Here is a 17,721-nt window from a genome sequence, read left to right as displayed (position 1 = left end):
GCGGCTTGTAGGGGATCGATGACTGAGTATGGCCGGGGTCCAGGCTCCGAACCGTGGCATCCCGAGGACCCGTTGTACGGGGACGGCGGATGGGGAGGACAGCAGGCCGCGAGCGGCCCGTCCCCCTACGGCGGCCAGGGGCAGTACGACCCTCAGCAGCCGCAGCACCCCCAGCAGCAGTCGCAGTACGACGACTGGAGCACGGGCCAGCAGCAGGCGTACGGCCAGCAGCAGTACGGCGGGCCCACCGGTCAGCAGCAGTACAACGGCGGGCCCACCGGTCAGCAGCAGTACAACGGCGGCCCTGACCAGCAGTACAACGGCGGCTGGGACACCGGGCAGCAGCAGGGCCATGTCCCGTACACCGCCGACCCGTCGGACCCCTACGGCCACCAGCCGGGCGGCTACGGCGCGGAGAGCCCCGACTTCTACGGCACTCCCGACGCCTACCCGCCGCCGGAGCCGCCGTCCCGCCGTCGCGGCGAGCCGGAGCCGCAGCAGGACTGGGACCCGGGCCCGGACCAGGGCGAGCACGCCTTCTTCTCGGGCGCCGACGACGACGAGGACGACGACACGCCGCCGGGACGTCGCGGGGACCGCCGCGGCGGCCGGGGTGGCAAGAAGCCGAAGAAGCGCAGGAGCGGCTGCGCGTGCCTGGTCGTGACGGTGGTCTTCGCCGGCGGGCTCGGCGGGGTCGGCTATTTCGGCTATCAGTTCTACCAGGACCGATTCGGTACGTCGCCGGATTACGCGGGCGAGGGCTCGGGCGTCACGATCGTCGACATTCCCAAGGGGTCCGGCGGCTATGTGATCGGCCAGAAGCTGAAGGAAGCCGGGGTCGTCAAGAGCGTCGACGCCTTCGTCTCCGCGCAGGCGCAGAACGACAGGGGCGACACGATCCAGGCGGGTGTTTACACCCTCAAAAAGGAAATGTCCGCCAAGAGCGCCGTCGACCTCATGCTGAGCCCGAAGAGCCGCAACAACCTCATCATTCCCGAGGGCAGGCGGAACGCCTGGGTCTATGAGCAGGTCGATTCCCGTCTTGACCTCAAGAAGGGGACCACCGAGGACGTCGCCCAGAAGAAATGGAAGGATCTCGGACTTCCTTCCTGGGCGAATACGAACAAGGACATCAAGGACCCGCTGGAAGGGTTCCTCTATCCCGCCGCATATCCCGTGGCCAAGGGCCAGAAGCCCGAGGACGTCCTCAAGAAGATGGTCGCCCACGCCAATGAGCAGTACGAGGCGATCGACCTCAAGTCGAAGGCCGCCGCGCTGAATCTGAAGGACCCGCTCCAGGTTCTGACGGTCGCGAGCCTCGTCCAGGCCGAGGGCAAGTACAAGCACGACTTCGAGAAGGTCGCGACGGTCGTCTACAACCGTCTCAAGCCGGGCAACACGGAGACGTACGGCCTCCTGGACTTCGACTCGACGGTCAACTACCTGCGCGGTAAGTCGGAGTTGGCGACAGGTTCGGTCGATGAACTCCGCAAGATCAACGACCCGTACAACACCTACAAGATCAAGGGCCTGCCTCCCGGCCCGATCGGCAACCCGGGCGAAGTGGCACTGAAGTCCGCGCTGAATCCGGCCAAGGGCGACTGGTACTACTTCGTCTCCGTCAGCGAGGACAAGACGCTCTTCGCGAAGACGAACGAGGAACAGAACCGGAACCGCGAGAAGTACGAAGAGAACCTGAAGGAACAGAACGGTCAATGAGCGCCCAGATGCGCCGAGCTGCGGTACTCGGTTCCCCGATCGCCCACTCCCTCTCCCCGGTGCTGCACCGCGCCGCATACGGGGAGCTGGGCCTGGCCGACTGGACGTACGACCTGTTCGACGTCGACGAGGCGGCCCTGCCCGGGTTTCTGAAAGGCCTCGGTCCCGAGTGGGCCGGGCTCTCGCTGACCATGCCGCTCAAGCGCGCGGTGATCCCGCTGCTCGACGAGATCAGCGGGACCGCCGCTTCCGTCGAGGCGGTCAACACCGTCGTCTTCGCGGACGACGGCCGCCGCGTCGGCGACAACACCGACATCCCCGGTATGGTCGCCGCCCTGCGGGAGCGCGGCATCGAGCAGGTCGATTCGGCCGCGATCCTCGGCGCGGGCGCCACCGCCTCGTCCGCTCTCGCCGCGCTCGCGCGGATCTGCACGGGCGAGGTCGTCGCGTACGTACGCAGTCAGGCGCGTGCGGCCGAGATGCGGGAGTGGGGCGAGCGGCTCGGGGTCGAGGTGCGGACGGAGGACTGGGCGGACGCCGAGCGGGCGCTGAGCGCGCCGCTCGTGATCGCCACGACTCCGGCCGGCGCCACCGACGCGCTGTCCGCCGCCGTGCCCGAGCGGCCCGCCACCCTCTTCGACGTCCTGTACGACCCCTGGCCCACCGCTCTGGCGGCCCGCTGGTCGATGTACGGAGGCGCCGTCGTCAGCGGTCTTGACCTCCTCGTGCACCAGGCGGTGCTGCAGGTCGAGCAGATGACCGGGCGTACGCCCGCGCCGCTGGCCGCCATGCGCAAGGCGGGGGAGCACGCGCTGGCCGCGCGCTGAGGCGTCCGCTTTCTGGACCGGAGGCCAGGTCCGGCCCGCCGACGTGGGAGGATCGGGGGTGGCGGGCCAGGGCCGCGCACCCGGTCGCGCCACGCAGTTCCAGGCGCGAGCAAGAGGAGCACCGTTGAGCAGGTTGCGTTGGCTGACCGCGGGAGAGTCCCACGGACCCGCACTTGTCGCGACGCTGGAGGGTCTTCCCGCCGGCGTGCCGATCACCACGGAGATGGTGGCGGACCACCTGGCCCGGCGGCGCCTCGGCTATGGGCGCGGTGCGCGTATGAAGTTCGAGCGTGACGAGGTCACCTTCCTGGGCGGCGTCCGGCACGGCCTGACCATGGGATCGCCGGTCGCGATCATGGTGGGCAACACCGAGTGGCCCAAGTGGGAGCAGGTCATGGCGGCCGACCCGGTCGACCCGCAGATCCTCGCCGACCTGGCCCGCAACGCCCCGCTGACCCGCCCGCGGCCCGGCCACGCCGACCTCGCGGGCATGCAGAAGTACGGCTTCGACGAGGCCCGCCCGATCCTGGAGCGCGCCTCCGCCCGCGAGACCGCGGCGCGTGTCGCGCTCGGCGCGGTCGCCCGCTCGTACCTCAAGGAGACGGCCGGGATCGAGATCGTCAGCCATGTGACCGAGCTGGCGAGCGCGAAGGCTCCCTACGGCGTCTACCCGACCCCCGCCGACGTCGAGAAGCTGGACGCCGACCCGGTGCGCTGCCTCGACGCGGACGCGAGCAAGGCGATGGTCGCCGAGATCGACCAGGCCCACAAGGACGGCGACACCCTCGGCGGTGTGGTGGAGGTCCTCGCGTACGACGTGCCCGTGGGTCTCGGCTCGCACGTGCACTGGGACCGGCGGCTCGACGCCCGCCTCGCCGCCGCGCTCATGGGCATCCAGGCCATCAAGGGCGTCGAGGTCGGCGACGGCTTCGACCTGGCGCGGGTGCCGGGCTCCAAGGCGCACGACGAGATCGTCTCCACCGACGAGGGCATCCGGCGCACCTCCGGCCGCTCCGGCGGCACCGAGGGCGGCCTGACCACCGGTGAACTGCTGCGCGTGCGTGCCGCGATGAAGCCCATCGCGACCGTGCCGCGCGCGCTCGCCACCGTCGACGTCGCCACCGGCGAGGCCACCAAGGCGCACCACCAGCGCTCCGACGTGTGCGCGGTCCCGGCCGCCGGCATCGTCGCCGAGGCGATGGTCGCGCTGACCCTGGCCGACGCCGTCGCCGAGAAGTTCGGCGGCGACAGCGTGCCCGAGACCCGGCGCAACGTGCGGTCGTACCTCGACAGCCTCCAGATCCGGTGACCGGCCCGCAGATCGTTCTGGTCGGGCCGATGGGCGTGGGCAAGTCGACGGTGGGCGCGCTGCTCGCCGAGCGCCTCGGCACCGTCTACCGCGACACCGACGCCGACATCGTGGCCGCACAGGGCCGGGAGATCGCGGACATCTTCGTGGACGAGGGTGAGCCGCACTTCCGCGACCTGGAGCGGGCAGCCGTGCGCACGGCGCTCGCCGAGCACGAGGGTGTCCTCGCGCTCGGCGGCGGCGCGATCCTCGACGAGTCGACCCGCGCGCTCCTCGCCCCGCACCCCGTGGTCTATCTGTCGATGGACGTCGAGGAGGCGGTCAAGCGGACCGGCCTGAACGTCGCGCGCCCGCTGCTCGCGGTCAATCCGCGCAAGCAGTGGCGCGAGCTGATGGACGCCCGCCGCCAGTTCTACGCCGAAGTCGCCCGCGCCGTCGTCGCCACCGACGACCGCACCCCCGAAGAGGTAGCCCAAGCGGTCCTCGACGCACTGGAGTTGAAGGAAGCATGACGGAGATGGCCGAGACGTCGGGGCAGACGCCCACCCGCATCCAGGTCGGCGGCACCGCGGGCACCGACCCGTACGAGGTGCTCGTCGGACGGCAGCTCCTCGGTGAGCTGCCCGGCCTGATCGGCGAGCACACCAAGCGCGTCGCGATCATCCACCCGGAGGCGCTCGCCGAGACGGGCGACGCGCTGCGCGAGGACCTGGCGGGCCAGGGCTTCGAGGTCGTCGCCATCCAGGTGCCGAACGCCGAGGAGGCCAAGACCGCCGAGGTCGCCGCGTACTGCTGGAAGGCGCTCGGCCAGTCCGGCTTCACCCGCAGCGACCTCATCATCGGTGTCGGCGGCGGAGCCACCACGGACCTCGCCGGCTTCGTGGCCGCGACCTGGCTGCGCGGAGTGCGCTGGATCGCCGTGCCGACCACCGTGCTCGGCATGGTGGACGCCGCGGTCGGCGGCAAGACCGGCATCAACACCGCCGAGGGCAAGAACCTGGTGGGTTCCTTCCACCCGCCCGTGGGTGTGCTGTGCGACCTGGCCGCGCTCGACTCGCTGCCGGTCAACGACTTCGTGTCGGGCCTCGCCGAGATCATCAAGGCCGGTTTCATCGCCGACCCGGTGATCCTCGAACTCATCGAGGAGGACCCGCAGTCGGCGCGCAGCCCGCAGGGGCCGCACACCGCAGAGCTGATCGAGCGTTCCATCAAGGTCAAGGCCGAGGTCGTCTCCGGCGACCTCAAGGAGTCGGGCCTGCGCGAGATCCTCAACTACGGCCACACCCTCGCGCACGCCATCGAGAAGAACGAGCGCTACAAGTGGCGGCACGGCGCCGCGGTCTCCGTGGGCATGGCCTTCGCGGCCGAACTCGGCCGCCTCGCCGGGCGTCTCGACGACGCGACGGCCGACCGGCACCGCACCGTCCTGGAGTCGGTCGGCCTGCCCCTGAGCTACCGCTACGACCAGTGGCCCAAGCTCCTGGAGACCATGAAGGTCGACAAGAAGTCCCGCGGTGACCTGCTGCGTTTCATCGTCCTCGACGGTCTGGGCAAGCCCACCGTCCTGGAGGGACCCGACCCCGCGGTACTCCTCGCCGCGTACGGCGAAGTGGCGAACTAGCGCCCGAGAAGCGCTGAATCGGCCCGGCAGAACAAGCCACGGGCACCCTGCGGCCTCCCCGGCCGTTCACACAACGTCGGCCGGGGACGGTACCGTTCGGTAACGGGTGGCCCCGGCCGCCGCCCGACCAGCGTCAGTCGCACGAGACGGAGTGGCACCGGATGCAGCACGCAGTGGGGTCTCCGCTGCCGCCGCCCCATCAGCCGGGGCACGGACCGGCCACCGGCTGGTCCCCGGCCGCACAGCACCCGAGCGGTCCGCCGCCGGGTGCAGCGCCGGGCGGCCCACCGCCTCCCGCGCCGGGTTTCGCCGGCGCACCGCACCCGCAGGGCACGGCCCCTCATCCGCAGGGACCGGCCCCGCAGGCGCACGCCCCGACGCCGCAGCACGTGGCGCCGGGCGCCCCGCAGCACGGCCAGGCCCCCGGGGGCGGCCCGCTGCCCCCGACCCCGGACACGACGGGGCACATCCAGCTCCCGCCCGGCGGCCCCGTCGCCATGCCGAGCCCGCCGCCCGGCACGGCCCAGGCGGACACCGGCGCCACCACGCTGGCCGTCCTCCTGATCGGCCCCGCGGGCGCGGGCAAGACCAGCGTCGCCAAGTACTGGGCGGAGCACCGCAGGGTGCCGACCGCCCACATCAGCCTCGACGACGTACGGGAATGGGTGCGCTCGGGCTTCGCGGACCCCCAGTCGGGGTGGAACGACCACTCGGAGGCGCAGTACCGCCTGGCCCGCCGCACCTGCGGTTTCGCCGCACGGAACTTCCTGGCCAACGGCATCTCCTGCGTCCTCGACGATGCGGTGTTCCCCGACCGCCCGGTCGTCGGCCTCGGCGGCTGGAAGCGTCACGTGGGCCCCGGCCTCCTGCCGGTGGTCCTGCTGCCGGGCCTGGAGATCGTCCTGGAGCGCAACGCCGAGCGCAGTGGCAACCGCCGCCTCACGGACGAGGAAGTGGCCCGCATCCACGGCCGTATGGCGGGGTGGTACGGCTCGGGCCTGCCCATCATCGACAACTCCCAGCTGGACGTGCCCGCCACCGCCCGGGTCCTTGACGAGGTCCTCGCCCGGTCCATCGCGAGCCCGCCGCAGTGGTAGCCCCCGTCGACGCCTGAGACCGCGAGAACGCCATGGGCCCGCTCGGTCGGCGGCGTTGAACGGGCCGCCCCGCGCCGCCGCTCATAGGCTCGTTCCATGTCTGAGGTGTACGCGGCCCGCCGAGAGCGGTTGAGGGAGCGTTGTGCCGCGGGTGGCAGCGCGTCGGCGTTGGTGTCCCGCCCCGCCAACGTGCGGTATCTCGCGGGGGCGGCGCCACAGGGGGCCGTACTCCTGCTGGGCAGCGGCGAGGATCTGCTGCTGTGTGCGAGGCCACTCGGCGACGAGCAGGGCGAGGGGCGCCCCGACGAGCAGCTGCGGGTGCAGCTGCTCGACGCGGCCGGTGGCGACCCGGCCGTCGCGGGCGCCGATCTCGCGGCCGCGCAGGGCACCGATTCGCTCGCCGTGGAGGAGCACGACCTCACGGTCGCCCGGCATCGCGCGCTGAGGTCGGTCGCGCCGCGGCTGCGGCTCACGGATCTCGGGGGAGCGGTCGAGCAGCTGCGGCTCGTCAAGGACGAGGAGGAGATCTCCTGCCTGCGGATCGGCGCCGAGATCGCCGACCAAGCACTCGGCGAACTGCTCGAATCCATCCTTGTCGGGCGTACCGAACGCCACCTCGCCCTTGAGCTCGAACGCCGTCTGGTCGACCACGGCGCCGACGGGCCCGCCTTCCCGACCTCCGTGGGCACCGGGCCGAACTCCGGCCGCGGCGGCCACCGGCCGTCGGACCGGCGGGTGGAGGAAGGGGATTTCCTCTCCGTGTGCCTGGGGGCCGGCTACCGCGGTTACCGCTGTGAGATCGGGCGTACGTTCGTCATCGGGACGTCTCCCGCGGACTGGCAGATCGAGCTGTACGACCTCGTCTTCGCCGCTCAGCGGGCGGGCAGGGAGGCTCTCGCGCCGGGCGCCGCCTGCCGCGATGTCGACCGTGCGGCACGTCATGTACTGGACTCCGCGGGGTATGCGGATGGCCTGGCTCCGCTGATGGGACATGGGCTGGGGCTCGAAATCGACGAGGACCCGCAGTTGGCCCCCGCGGCCATGGGTAAACTGGACGCTTGCGTGCCGGTCACCGTCGAACCGGGGGTTCACATCCCGGGACGGGGTGGTGTCCGGATCGATGACACGCTCGTCGTGCGCCCCGAGGCGGACGGCGGACCCGAGCTACTCACCATTACGACCAAGGAACTGCTCGCGCTCTAGCTCTCCGAGCTGTGTGCGTGCGCCGCGGTCGTTCCGTCAGTCCAGGAGATTCCGCAACCGTGGCTTCCACGAACGACCTCAAGAACGGCCTGGTGCTCAAGCTCGACGGGGGCCAGCTCTGGTCCGTCGTCGAGTTCCAGCACGTCAAGCCCGGCAAGGGCCCTGCCTTTGTGCGCACCAAGCTCAAGAACGTGATGTCCGGCAAGGTCGTCGACAAGACGTTCAACGCCGGCGTCAAGGTCGACACGGCGACGATCGACAAGCGCGACATGCAGTTCTCCTACATGGACGGCGACTACTTCGTCTTCATGGACATGGAGACGTACGACCAGCTGCACGTCGACCGCAAGTCCGTCGGTGACGCCGCCAACTTCCTGATCGAGGGCTTCACGGCCACCGTCGCGCAGTACGAGGGCGAAGTCCTCTTCGTCGAGCTGCCGGCCGCCGTCGAGCTGGTCATCCAGGAGACCGAGCCCGGCGTCCAGGGCGACCGCTCCACCGGCGGCACCAAGCCCGCGACGCTGGAGACCGGCCACCAGATCCAGGTGCCGCTCTTCATCACCACCGGCGAGAAGATCAAGGTCGACACCCGTGACAGCGGCTACCTCGGCCGGGTGAACAGCTAACCGTGGCTGCTCGTAATACGGCCCGCAAGCGCGCCTTCCAGATTCTCTTCGAGGCCGACCAGCGTGGCGCAGACGTAGTGACGGTCCTCGCGGACTGGGTGCGCCACTCGCGGGCCGATACCCGGCAGCCGCCGGTGAGCGAGTTCACGATGGAGCTGGTCGAGGGGTACGCGGAGCACGCGCGCCACATCGACGAGCTGATCTCGCAGTACGCCGTCGGGTGGACCCTGGACAGGATGCCGGTCGTGGACCGCAACATCCTGCGGCTCGGTGCCTACGAGCTGATCTGGGTCGACGCGACGCCGGACGCCGTGGTGCTCGACGAGTGCGTGCAGCTCGCCAAGGAGTTCTCCACGGACGATTCGCCGTCCTTCGTGAACGGCCTGCTCGGCCGCTTCAAGGATCTGAAGCCGAGCCTGCGCCGCGACGAGGCGTAAGCCCGACGAGGCAAGTCCGACGAGGCAAGCCCGAGGAGGCGAAAGCCTTCTACGCCGCTCAGAGAGCCCGCAGCACGTCGCTGCGGGCTCTCCGGCGTCCGTGGGGCTCCTGGGGGTCTCTGTGGCCCCCTGGGGCGCCTGATGCGTACGTAAAACGCCGGGGTGGCCGGAACCCGATCGGTTCCGGCCACCCCGGCGTTACGTTTCTGCTCAAGTACCCCTTGAGGGATCAGACGTCGTCGTGGGCGACGGCGCGGCGCGCGTCCGCGTCCAGGACGCCCCAGCTGATCAGCTGCTCGGTGAGGACCGAGGGCGACTGGTCATAGATCACGGCGAGGGTGCGCAGGTCGTCCTGGCGGATCGAGAGCACCTTGCCGTTGTAGTCACCGCGCTGCGACTGGATCGTGGCGGCGTACCGCTGCAGGGGGCCTGCCTTCTCCTGCGGCACGTGCGCCAGACGCTCAAGGTCGAGGACGAGCTTGGGCGGCGGCTCGGCCGCGCCGCCCGGCGCGGTTCCGGGCAGGAGTTCCTGGACCGGGACGCCGTAGAAGTCCGCCAGCTCGGCAAGGCGCTGTACGGTCACGGCGCGGTCGCCGCGTTCGTACGAACCGACCACGACCGCCTTCCAGCGGCCCTGGGACTTTTCCTCGACACCGTGGAGGGAAAGGCCCTGCTGGGTACGGATGGCGCGGAGCTTGGCCCCGAGCTGTTTGGCGTATTCGCTGGACATATAGCTCCCCGGACGAAGAACGGTAACTCACTGTGAGGTTACGCAGCGTTACTTGGCTGCGTCAAGCCGAATGGTCCGTACCGACCCCCGTCAGGAGGGTCGTGACCGGCGGTGTTGCCGGTGCTGGTAGCGTTGATGGCGCAATTCCGACGTCCTTTAAGGTCCGTCCCGTGAGGCGGAGAAGGAGGTCCGTTTCATATGGACTCGAACGACACGAACGAACCCGATGTCGCCCGGCCGGTTCTCGAAGGCCCGGACATCGCACGGGTGTTGACCCGCATCGCGCACGAGATCGTCGAGCGCGCCAAAGGCGCCGAAGACGTGGTGCTGCTCGGCATTCCCACCCGCGGCGTCTTCCTCGCACGGCGACTCGCCGAGAAACTCGAAGAAATCACCGGACGCGGTATCCCGGTTGGCTCACTCGACATCACGATGTACCGCGACGATCTGCGGATGCATCCGCCGCGCGCACTGGCCCGCACCGAGATCCCCGGTGACGGCATCGACGGCCGCCTCGTCGTCCTCGTCGACGACGTGCTCTTCTCCGGTCGCACCATCCGCGCCGCCCTCGACGGTCTGAACGACATCGGGCGCCCGCGCGCGGTGCAGCTCGCCGTCCTCGTCGACCGCGGCCACCGCGAACTCCCGATCCGCGCCGATTACGTCGGCAAGAACCTCCCCACGTCGCTGCGGGAGACGGTCAAGGTCCAGCTCGCCGAGGAGGACGGCCGCGACGCCGTGCTGCTCGGTGCCAAGCCCGCTTCCGCGTAGGACCGGCATCCCTGCGAGCCCGGGGGCACACCCCTGCGCGCCCGCATGCCCGCACACCTCCACATGACGGAGTACACCCAGATGATGCGTCACCTCATCTCGGCCGCCGACCTCACCCGCGACGACGCCGTTCTCATCCTCGACACCGCCGAGGAGATGGCCCGGGTCGCCGACCGGCCGATCAAGAAGCTTCCCGCCCTGCGCGGCCGCACGATCTGCAATCTGTTCTTCGAGGACTCCACGCGGACCCGGATCTCCTTCGAGGCCGCCGAGAAGCGCCTCTCCGCCGACGTCATCAACTTCGCCGCCAAGGGTTCCAGCGTCTCCAAGGGCGAGTCCCTCAAGGACACCGCCCAGACCCTGGAGGCGATGGGCGTCGACGCCGTCGTCATCCGGCACGGCGCCTCCGGCGCCCCCTACCGCCTCGCCACCTCCGGCTGGATCGACGCCCCGGTGATCAACGCGGGTGACGGCACCCACCAGCACCCCACCCAGGCCCTGCTCGACGCCTTCACCATGCGCCGCCGCCTCGTCGGCCGGGACGCGGGCCTCGGCAAGGACCTGAGCGGCAAGCGCATCACGCTCGTCGGCGACGTCCTGCACAGCCGCGTCGCGCGCTCGAACGTCGACCTCCTGCACACCCTGGGCGCCGAGGTGACCCTGGTCGCCCCGCCCACCCTGGTGCCGGTCGGCGTGGACACCTGGCCCTGCGACGTGAGTTACGACCTGGACCGGGTGCTCCCGGACTCCGACGCCGTGATGATGCTGCGCGTGCAGCGCGAGCGCATGAACGCCGCGTTCTTCCCGACCGAGCGCGAGTACTCGCGTCGCTACGGCCTGGACGGCGAGCGCATGGCGAAGATGCCCGAGCATGCCATCGTCATGCACCCCGGGCCGATGGTCCGCGGCATGGAGATCACCGCCGAGGTCGCCGACTCCGACCGCTGCACGGTCATCGAGCAGGTCGCCAACGGCGTGCACACCCGGATGGCCGTCCTCTACCTGCTCCTGGGCGGCAACGAACCCGCCGTCACCCACACCCGTACCGAGGAGAGCAAGTAATGAGCAAGACCCTGATCCGTGGTGCGAAGGTGCTCGGCGGCGACGCCCAGGACGTCCTGATCGACGGCGAGACGATCCTCGAAGTGGGGACCGGCATCGACGCGGGCGACGCGACCGTCGTCGAGGCCGACGGCAAGATCCTGCTGCCCGGCCTCGTCGACCTGCACACCCACCTGCGCGAGCCCGGCCGCGAGGACTCCGAGACCGTCCTGACCGGCACGCGCGCCGCCGCGTCCGGCGGCTACACCGCGGTGTTCGCCATGGCCAACACCTTCCCCGTCGCCGACACCGCCGGCGTCGTCGAGCAGGTCTACCGCCTGGGTCAGGAAGGCGGGTACGCGGACGTCCAGCCGATCGGCGCCGTCACCGTCGGCCTGGAGGGCAAGAAGCTCGCGGAGCTCGGCGCCATGCACGAGTCCGCCGCAGGCGTCACCGTCTTCTCCGACGACGGCAAGTGCGTCGACGACGCCGTGATCATGCGCCGCGCCCTGGAGTACGTGAAGGCGTTCGGCGGGGTCGTCGCCCAGCACGCGCAGGAGCCGCGCCTGACCGAGGGCGCCCAGATGAACGAGGGCGTCGTCTCCGCCGAACTGGGCCTCGGCGGCTGGCCCGCCGTCGCCGAGGAGTCGATCATCGCGCGTGACGTGCTGCTCGCCGAGCACGTCGGCTCGCGGGTGCACATCTGCCACCTGTCGACCGCCGGCTCCGTCGAGATCGTGCGCTGGGCCAAGTCGCGCGGCATCGACGTGACCGCCGAGGTCACCCCGCACCACCTGCTCCTGACCGACGAGATGGTCCGGTCGTACAACCCGGTCTACAAGGTCAACCCGCCGCTGCGGACCGAGCGCGACGTCATGGCGCTGCGCGAGGCGCTGGCCGACGGCACGATCGACATCGTCGCCACCGACCACGCCCCGCACCCGCACGAGGACAAGGACTGCGAGTGGGCCGCGGCGGCCATGGGCATGGTGGGCCTGGAGACCGCGCTCTCCGTCGTCCAGCAGACGATGGTCGAGACGGGCCTGCTCACCTGGGCCGCGGTCGCCGACCGGATGTCCGTCAAGCCCGCCGAGATCGGGCAGGCGAAGGGCCACGGCCGTCCCGTCTCGGCAGGTGAGCCCGCGAACCTCACGCTCCTCGATCCGGCTTACCGTGGAGTCGTGGACCCCGCGGGCTTCGCCTCGCGCAGCGGCAACACCCCCTACGAGGGCCGTGAGCTGCCCGGCCGCGTGACGCACACCTGGCTGCGGGGCCGCGCCACGCTCGTCGACGGGAAGCTCGCGTGACATCTCTTCTGGAACTGGCCGCCGAGAAGGAATCGGCGGAGGTGACCGACTGGGCCGCCCGCGCGGGCTGGGTCGTCGGCCTGCTGCTCTTCATCGCGCTCGTCTACTGGCTGATGCGCGAGGGCTGGAAGTGGCGCGGCACGCTCCAGGGCGACCTGCCGCCGCTTCCCGTGGTGCCGGATGACCCGGGCCCGGCGAGACTTGAGCTCAGCGGCCGCTACCACGGCTCGACCACGGCAGGGCAGTGGCTCGACCGCATCGTGGCGCACGGCCTCGGTACCCGCAGCCGCGTGGAGCTGACGCTCACGGACGCGGGCCTCGATGTCGTACGCCCCGGAGCGGCCGACTTCTTCGTCCCGGCCGCACAGCTGCGCGAGGCCCGCCTCGACAAGGGCATCGCCGGAAAGGTCCTCGCGGAGGGCGGTCTGCTGATCGTCACCTGGGAGCACGGCGAGAAGCTCATCGACTCGGGCTTCCGCTCGGACCACGCGGCCGAGCAGGCCGCATGGGTCGAGGCCATCAACAACATGATCAACAAAACCAGCACTACGGAAGGCACCGCACGATGACGACCTCCACAAGGGGAGCCTCGAAGACTCCCGCCGTACTCGTCCTGGAGGACGGCCGCATCTTCCGCGGCCGCGCCTACGGGGCCGTGGGGGAGACCTTCGGCGAAGCGGTGTTCTCCACCGGCATGTCCGGCTACCAGGAGACCCTCACCGACCCCTCGTACCACCGCCAGGTCGTCGTCATGACGGCCCCGCACGTCGGCAACACCGGCGTGAACGACGAGGACCCCGAGTCGAAGCGGATCTGGGTCGCCGGTTACGTCGTGCGCGACCCCGCGCGCGTGCCCTCCAACTGGCGCTCCCGGCGCACACTCGACGAGGAACTCGTCAGCCAGGGCGTGGTGGGCATCAGCGGCATCGACACGCGCGCGCTCACCCGCCACCTGCGCGAGCGCGGCGCGATGCGGGTCGGGATCTTCTCCGGCAGCGCGCTGCCGGACGAGGGCGTGATGCTCGCCGAGGTCCGCCAGCAGCCCGAGATGAAGGGCGCGAACCTCGCCGCCGAGGTCGCCACCAAGGAGACGTACGTCGTCCCCGCGGTCGGCGAGAAGCGCTACACCGTGGCCGCCGTCGACCTCGGCATCAAGGGCATGACCCCGCACCGCATGGCCGAGCGCGGCATCGAGGTGCACGTCCTGCCCGCGACCGCGACCGTCGATGACATCTACGCGGTGCAGCCCGACGGCGTGTTCTTCTCCAACGGCCCCGGCGACCCGGCGACCGCGGACGGCCCCGTCGCCCTCATGCAGGCCGTCCTGGAGCGCAGGACCCCGCTCTTCGGCATCTGCTTCGGCAACCAGATCCTCGGCCGCGCCCTCGGCTTCGGCACGTTCAAGCTGAAGTACGGCCACCGAGGCATCAACCAGCCGGTGCAGGACCGCACCACCGGCAAGGTCGAGGTCACCGCGCACAATCACGGTTTCGCCGTCGACGCGCCCCTCGACAAGGTCTCCGACACGCCCTACGGCCGCGCCGAGGTCTCCCACGTGTGCCTGAACGACCAGGTGGTGGAGGGGCTCCAGCTCCTCGACCAGCCCGCGTTCAGCGTCCAGTACCACCCCGAAGCAGCCGCCGGCCCGCACGACGCCGCGTACCTCTTCGACCGCTTCGTATCCTTGATGACCGCAGAAGGAGCCCAGCGTGCCTAAGCGCACCGATATCCAGTCCGTCCTGGTGATCGGCTCCGGTCCGATCGTCATCGGTCAGGCAGCGGAGTTCGACTACTCGGGCACCCAGGCCTGCCGCGTCCTCAAGGCCGAGGGCCTGCGCGTCATCCTGGTGAACTCGAACCCGGCGACGATCATGACCGACCCGGAGATCGCCGACGCGACCTACGTCGAGCCGATCACCCCCGAGTTCGTCGAGAAGATCATCGCCAAGGAGCGCCCCGACGCGCTCCTGCCCACCCTCGGTGGCCAGACCGCGCTCAACACCGCGATCTCCATGCACGAGCAGGGCGTCCTCGAGAAGTACGGCGTCGAACTCATCGGCGCCAACGTCGAGGCGATCAACAAGGGCGAGGACCGCGACCTCTTCAAGGGCGTCGTCGAAGAGGTCAACAAGAAGATCGGCCACGGCGAGTCCGCCCGCTCGTACATCTGCCACTCCATGGACGACGTCCTCAAGGGCGTCGACGAGCTCGGCGGCTACCCCGTGGTCGTCCGCCCCTCCTTCACCATGGGCGGCGCCGGTTCCGGCTTCGCGCACGACGAGGAGGAGCTGCGCCGCATCGCCGGACAGGGCCTCACGCTCTCGCCGACCACTGAGGTGCTCCTGGAGGAGTCCATCCTCGGCTGGAAGGAGTACGAGCTGGAGCTGATGCGCGACAAGAACGACAACGTCGTGGTCGTCTGCTCCATCGAGAACTTCGACCCGATGGGCGTGCACACAGGTGACTCGATCACCGTCGCGCCCGCGATGACGCTGACCGACCGCGAGTACCAGACCCTGCGGGACGTCGGCATCGCGATCATCCGCGAGGTCGGCGTCGACACCGGCGGCTGCAACATCCAGTTCGCGATCGACCCGAAGGACGGCCGGGTCATCGTCATCGAGATGAACCCGCGTGTCTCGCGGTCCTCCGCGCTCGCGTCGAAGGCCACCGGATTCCCGATCGCGAAGATCGCGGCGAAGCTGGCCGTCGGCTACACGCTGGACGAGATCCCGAACGACATCACCGAGAAGACTCCGGCCTCCTTCGAGCCGACCCTCGACTACGTGGTCGTCAAGGCCCCGCGTTTCGCCTTCGAGAAGTTCCCCTCGGCGGACTCGACCCTGACGACCACCATGAAGTCGGTCGGCGAGGCCATGGCCATCGGCCGCAACTTCACCGAGGCCCTGCAGAAGGCGCTGCGCTCCCTGGAGAAGAAGGGCTCGCAGTTCACCTTCGTGGGCGAGCCCGGCGACAAGGACCAGCTCCTGGCGGAGGCCGTCCGGCCGACCGACGGGCGCATCAACTCCGTCATGCAGGCCATCCGCGCGGGCGCCACGCCCGAGGAGGTCTTCGAGTCCACGAAGATCGACCCGTGGTTCGTCGACCAGCTCTTCCTGATCAAGGAGATCGCGGACGAGCTGGCCGCCGCCGAGCGCCTGGACGCCGACCTGCTCGCCGAGGCCAAGCGGCACGGCTTCTCCGACCACCAGATCGCCGAGATCCGCGGCCTGCGCGAGGACGTCGTCCGCGAGGTGCGGCACGCGCTCGGTGTCCGCCCGGTCTACAAGACCGTCGACACCTGCGCCGCCGAGTTCGCCGCCAAGACGCCGTACTTCTACTCCTCGTACGACGAGGAGAGCGAGGTCGCCACGCGCGAGAAGCCCGCGGTCATCATCCTGGGCTCGGGCCCCAACCGCATCGGCCAGGGCATCGAGTTCGACTACTCCTGCGTCCACGCCTCCTTCGCACTCAGCGACGCGGGCTACGAGACCGTGATGGTCAACTGCAACCCCGAGACCGTCTCCACGGACTACGACACCTCCGACCGCCTCTACTTCGAGCCGCTGACGCTCGAAGACGTCCTGGAGATCGTCAACGCCGAGGCGCAGGCAGGGCCGATCGCGGGCGTCATCGTCCAGCTCGGCGGCCAGACCCCGCTGGGCCTCGCGCAGGCGCTCAAGGACAACGGCGTGCCGGTCGTGGGCACCTCGCCCGAGGCCATCCACGCCGCCGAGGACCGCGGCGCCTTCGGTCGCGTGCTCGCGGAGGCCGGTCTCCCGGCGCCCAAGCACGGCACCGCGACCACCTTCGGCGAGGCCAAGGCCATCGCGGACGAGATCGGCTACCCCGTCCTCGTCCGCCCGTCGTACGTGCTCGGCGGCCGCGGCATGGAGATCGTCTACGACGAGACCCGCCTCTCCGCGTACATCGAGGAGTCGACGGAGATCAGCCCCTCGCGCCCTGTCCTTGTCGACCGCTTCCTCGACGACGCGATCGAGATCGACGTGGACGCGCTCTACGACGGCCACGAGCTCTACCTCGGCGGCGTCATGGAGCACATCGAGGAAGCCGGCATCCACTCCGGCGACTCCGCGTGCGCGCTGCCCCCGATCACCCTCGGCGGCTACGACATCAAGCGCCTGAGGGCCTCCACGGAGGGCATCGCCAAGGGCGTCGGCGTCCGCGGCCTCATCAACATCCAGTTCGCGATGGCCGGGGACATCCTCTACGTCCTCGAGGCCAACCCGCGTGCCTCGCGCACCGTCCCCTTCACCTCGAAGGCGACCGCGGTGCCGCTGGCCAAGGCCGCCGCGCGCATCTCGCTCGGCGCCACCGTCGCCGAGCTGCGCGCCGAGGGCATGCTCCCGGCGACCGGCGACGGCGGCACGCTGCCGATGGACGCGCCGATCTCCGTCAAGGAGGCCGTCATGCCGTGGTCGCGCTTCCGCGACATCCACGGGCGTGGCGTCGACACCGTCCTCGGCCCGGAGATGCGCTCCACCGGTGAAGTCATGGGCATCGACTCGGTGTTCGGCACGGCCTACGCCAAGTCGCAGGCCGGCGCGTACGGTCCGCTGCCGACCAAGGGCCGCGCCTTCATCTCGGTGGCCAACCGCGACAAGCGCTCGATGATCTTCCCTGCGCGTGAACTGGTCGCGCACGGCTTCGAGTTGCTCGCCACGTCCGGCACGGCCGAGGTGCTCAAGCGCAACGGCATCAACGCCACGGTCGTGCGCAAGCAGAGCGAGGGCGAGGGCCCGAACGGCGAGAAGACGATCGTCCAGCTGATCCACGACGGCGCGGTCGACCTCATCGTCAACACCCCGTACGGCACCGGTGGCCGCCTCGACGGCTACGACATCCGTACGGCGGCCGTCTCCCGCTCCGTGCCGTGCCTGACGACGGTCCAGGCGCTCGCCGCCGCCGTCCAGGGCATCGACGCGCTCAACCACGGGGACGTGGGCGTCCGTTCACTCCAGGAACACGCGGAGCATCTGACCGCGGCCCGCGACTAGCAGCCCACGAGGGGG

Annotated in this window: 16 protein-coding genes; 15 read left to right on the top strand and 1 reads right to left on the bottom strand. The window is 70.2% G+C overall.

Annotated features, from left to right (window positions below):
- The first annotated feature begins 18 nt into the window (after positions 1 to 18).
- From mltG to nusB, 9 genes are all read left to right on the top strand, one after another.
- Positions 19 to 1,719 carry an endolytic transglycosylase MltG gene (gene mltG / locus ABXJ52_RS06205; RefSeq protein WP_367039940.1) on the top strand — a complete coding sequence of 567 codons (1,701 nt, stop codon included), beginning with the start codon at positions 19 to 21 and terminating at the stop codon, positions 1,717 to 1,719.
- Positions 1,716 to 2,546 (top strand): shikimate dehydrogenase, encoded by an 831-nt coding sequence (locus ABXJ52_RS06200; protein ID WP_367039938.1) that lies wholly within the window; start codon positions 1,716 to 1,718, stop codon positions 2,544 to 2,546. The genes mltG and ABXJ52_RS06200 overlap by 4 nt, the downstream gene beginning before the upstream one ends.
- Positions 2,547 to 2,670: 124 nt before the next feature.
- Positions 2,671 to 3,855 carry a chorismate synthase gene (gene aroC / locus ABXJ52_RS06195; RefSeq protein WP_367039936.1) on the top strand — a complete coding sequence of 395 codons (1,185 nt, stop codon included), beginning with the start codon at positions 2,671 to 2,673 and terminating at the stop codon, positions 3,853 to 3,855.
- Complete coding sequence (locus ABXJ52_RS06190; RefSeq protein WP_367039934.1) at positions 3,852 to 4,367, top strand: shikimate kinase; 516 nt, start codon at positions 3,852 to 3,854, stop codon at positions 4,365 to 4,367. The genes aroC and ABXJ52_RS06190 overlap by 4 nt, the downstream gene beginning before the upstream one ends.
- Before the next feature lie 5 nt (positions 4,368 to 4,372).
- Positions 4,373 to 5,476 carry a 3-dehydroquinate synthase gene (gene aroB / locus ABXJ52_RS06185; protein WP_367048843.1) on the top strand — a complete coding sequence of 368 codons (1,104 nt, stop codon included), beginning with the start codon at positions 4,373 to 4,375 and terminating at the stop codon, positions 5,474 to 5,476.
- A gap of 161 nt (positions 5,477 to 5,637) precedes the next feature.
- Complete coding sequence (locus tag ABXJ52_RS06180; protein WP_367039933.1) at positions 5,638 to 6,573, top strand: Pro-rich N-terminal domain-containing protein; 936 nt, start codon at positions 5,638 to 5,640, stop codon at positions 6,571 to 6,573.
- 96 nt (positions 6,574 to 6,669) lie between these two features.
- Positions 6,670 to 7,776: an aminopeptidase P family protein gene (locus tag ABXJ52_RS06175; protein WP_367039931.1), complete on the top strand. Its 1,107-nt coding sequence runs from the start codon at positions 6,670 to 6,672 to the stop codon at positions 7,774 to 7,776.
- A 59-nt stretch (positions 7,777 to 7,835) separates the two neighbouring features.
- Complete coding sequence (efp, locus tag ABXJ52_RS06170) at positions 7,836 to 8,402, top strand: elongation factor P (protein WP_367039929.1); 567 nt, start codon at positions 7,836 to 7,838, stop codon at positions 8,400 to 8,402.
- A gap of 2 nt (positions 8,403 to 8,404) precedes the next feature.
- Positions 8,405 to 8,839: a transcription antitermination factor NusB gene (gene nusB, locus ABXJ52_RS06165; protein ID WP_367039927.1), complete on the top strand. Its 435-nt coding sequence runs from the start codon at positions 8,405 to 8,407 to the stop codon at positions 8,837 to 8,839.
- Positions 8,840 to 9,068: 229 nt separating this feature from the next.
- Here nusB and bldD read toward each other — a convergent pair whose 3' ends face one another.
- On the bottom strand, positions 9,069 to 9,569 hold the full coding sequence (bldD, locus tag ABXJ52_RS06160; RefSeq protein ID WP_249591133.1) for a transcriptional regulator BldD: 501 nt from the start codon (positions 9,567 to 9,569) through the stop codon (positions 9,069 to 9,071).
- 198 nt (positions 9,570 to 9,767) lie between these two features.
- On the opposite strand from bldD, the gene pyrR reads away from it, so the two are divergent.
- From pyrR to carB, 6 genes are all read left to right on the top strand, one after another.
- Positions 9,768 to 10,340, top strand: coding sequence for a bifunctional pyr operon transcriptional regulator/uracil phosphoribosyltransferase PyrR (pyrR, locus tag ABXJ52_RS06155; protein ID WP_367039924.1), 573 nt, complete (start codon positions 9,768 to 9,770; stop codon positions 10,338 to 10,340).
- 81 nt (positions 10,341 to 10,421) lie between these two features.
- The gene (locus tag ABXJ52_RS06150) at positions 10,422 to 11,402 is read left to right on the top strand and encodes an aspartate carbamoyltransferase catalytic subunit (RefSeq protein WP_367048841.1); all 981 of its coding nucleotides are present in this window, start codon (positions 10,422 to 10,424) and stop codon (positions 11,400 to 11,402) included.
- Positions 11,402 to 12,688 (top strand): dihydroorotase, encoded by a 1,287-nt coding sequence (locus tag ABXJ52_RS06145; RefSeq protein WP_367039922.1) that lies wholly within the window; start codon positions 11,402 to 11,404, stop codon positions 12,686 to 12,688. Before ABXJ52_RS06150 ends, ABXJ52_RS06145 begins: the two co-directional genes overlap by 1 nt.
- A complete protein-coding gene (locus ABXJ52_RS06140; protein ID WP_367039921.1) occupies positions 12,685 to 13,257 on the top strand; it encodes a hypothetical protein in 573 nt (190 codons plus the stop codon). The genes ABXJ52_RS06145 and ABXJ52_RS06140 overlap by 4 nt, the downstream gene beginning before the upstream one ends.
- Complete coding sequence (carA, locus tag ABXJ52_RS06135) at positions 13,254 to 14,405, top strand: glutamine-hydrolyzing carbamoyl-phosphate synthase small subunit (RefSeq protein ID WP_367039919.1); 1,152 nt, start codon at positions 13,254 to 13,256, stop codon at positions 14,403 to 14,405. The genes ABXJ52_RS06140 and carA overlap by 4 nt, the downstream gene beginning before the upstream one ends.
- The gene (gene carB, locus ABXJ52_RS06130; protein WP_367039916.1) at positions 14,398 to 17,706 is read left to right on the top strand and encodes a carbamoyl-phosphate synthase large subunit; all 3,309 of its coding nucleotides are present in this window, start codon (positions 14,398 to 14,400) and stop codon (positions 17,704 to 17,706) included. The genes carA and carB overlap by 8 nt, the downstream gene beginning before the upstream one ends.
- The last annotated feature ends 15 nt before the right edge of the window (positions 17,707 to 17,721 follow it).

It is taken from the genome of Streptomyces sp. Je 1-332, assembly GCF_040730185.1.
Taxonomy (GTDB): Bacteria; Actinomycetota; Actinomycetes; order Streptomycetales; family Streptomycetaceae; genus Streptomyces.
This window is presented reverse-complemented; position numbering and strand designations above follow the sequence as displayed.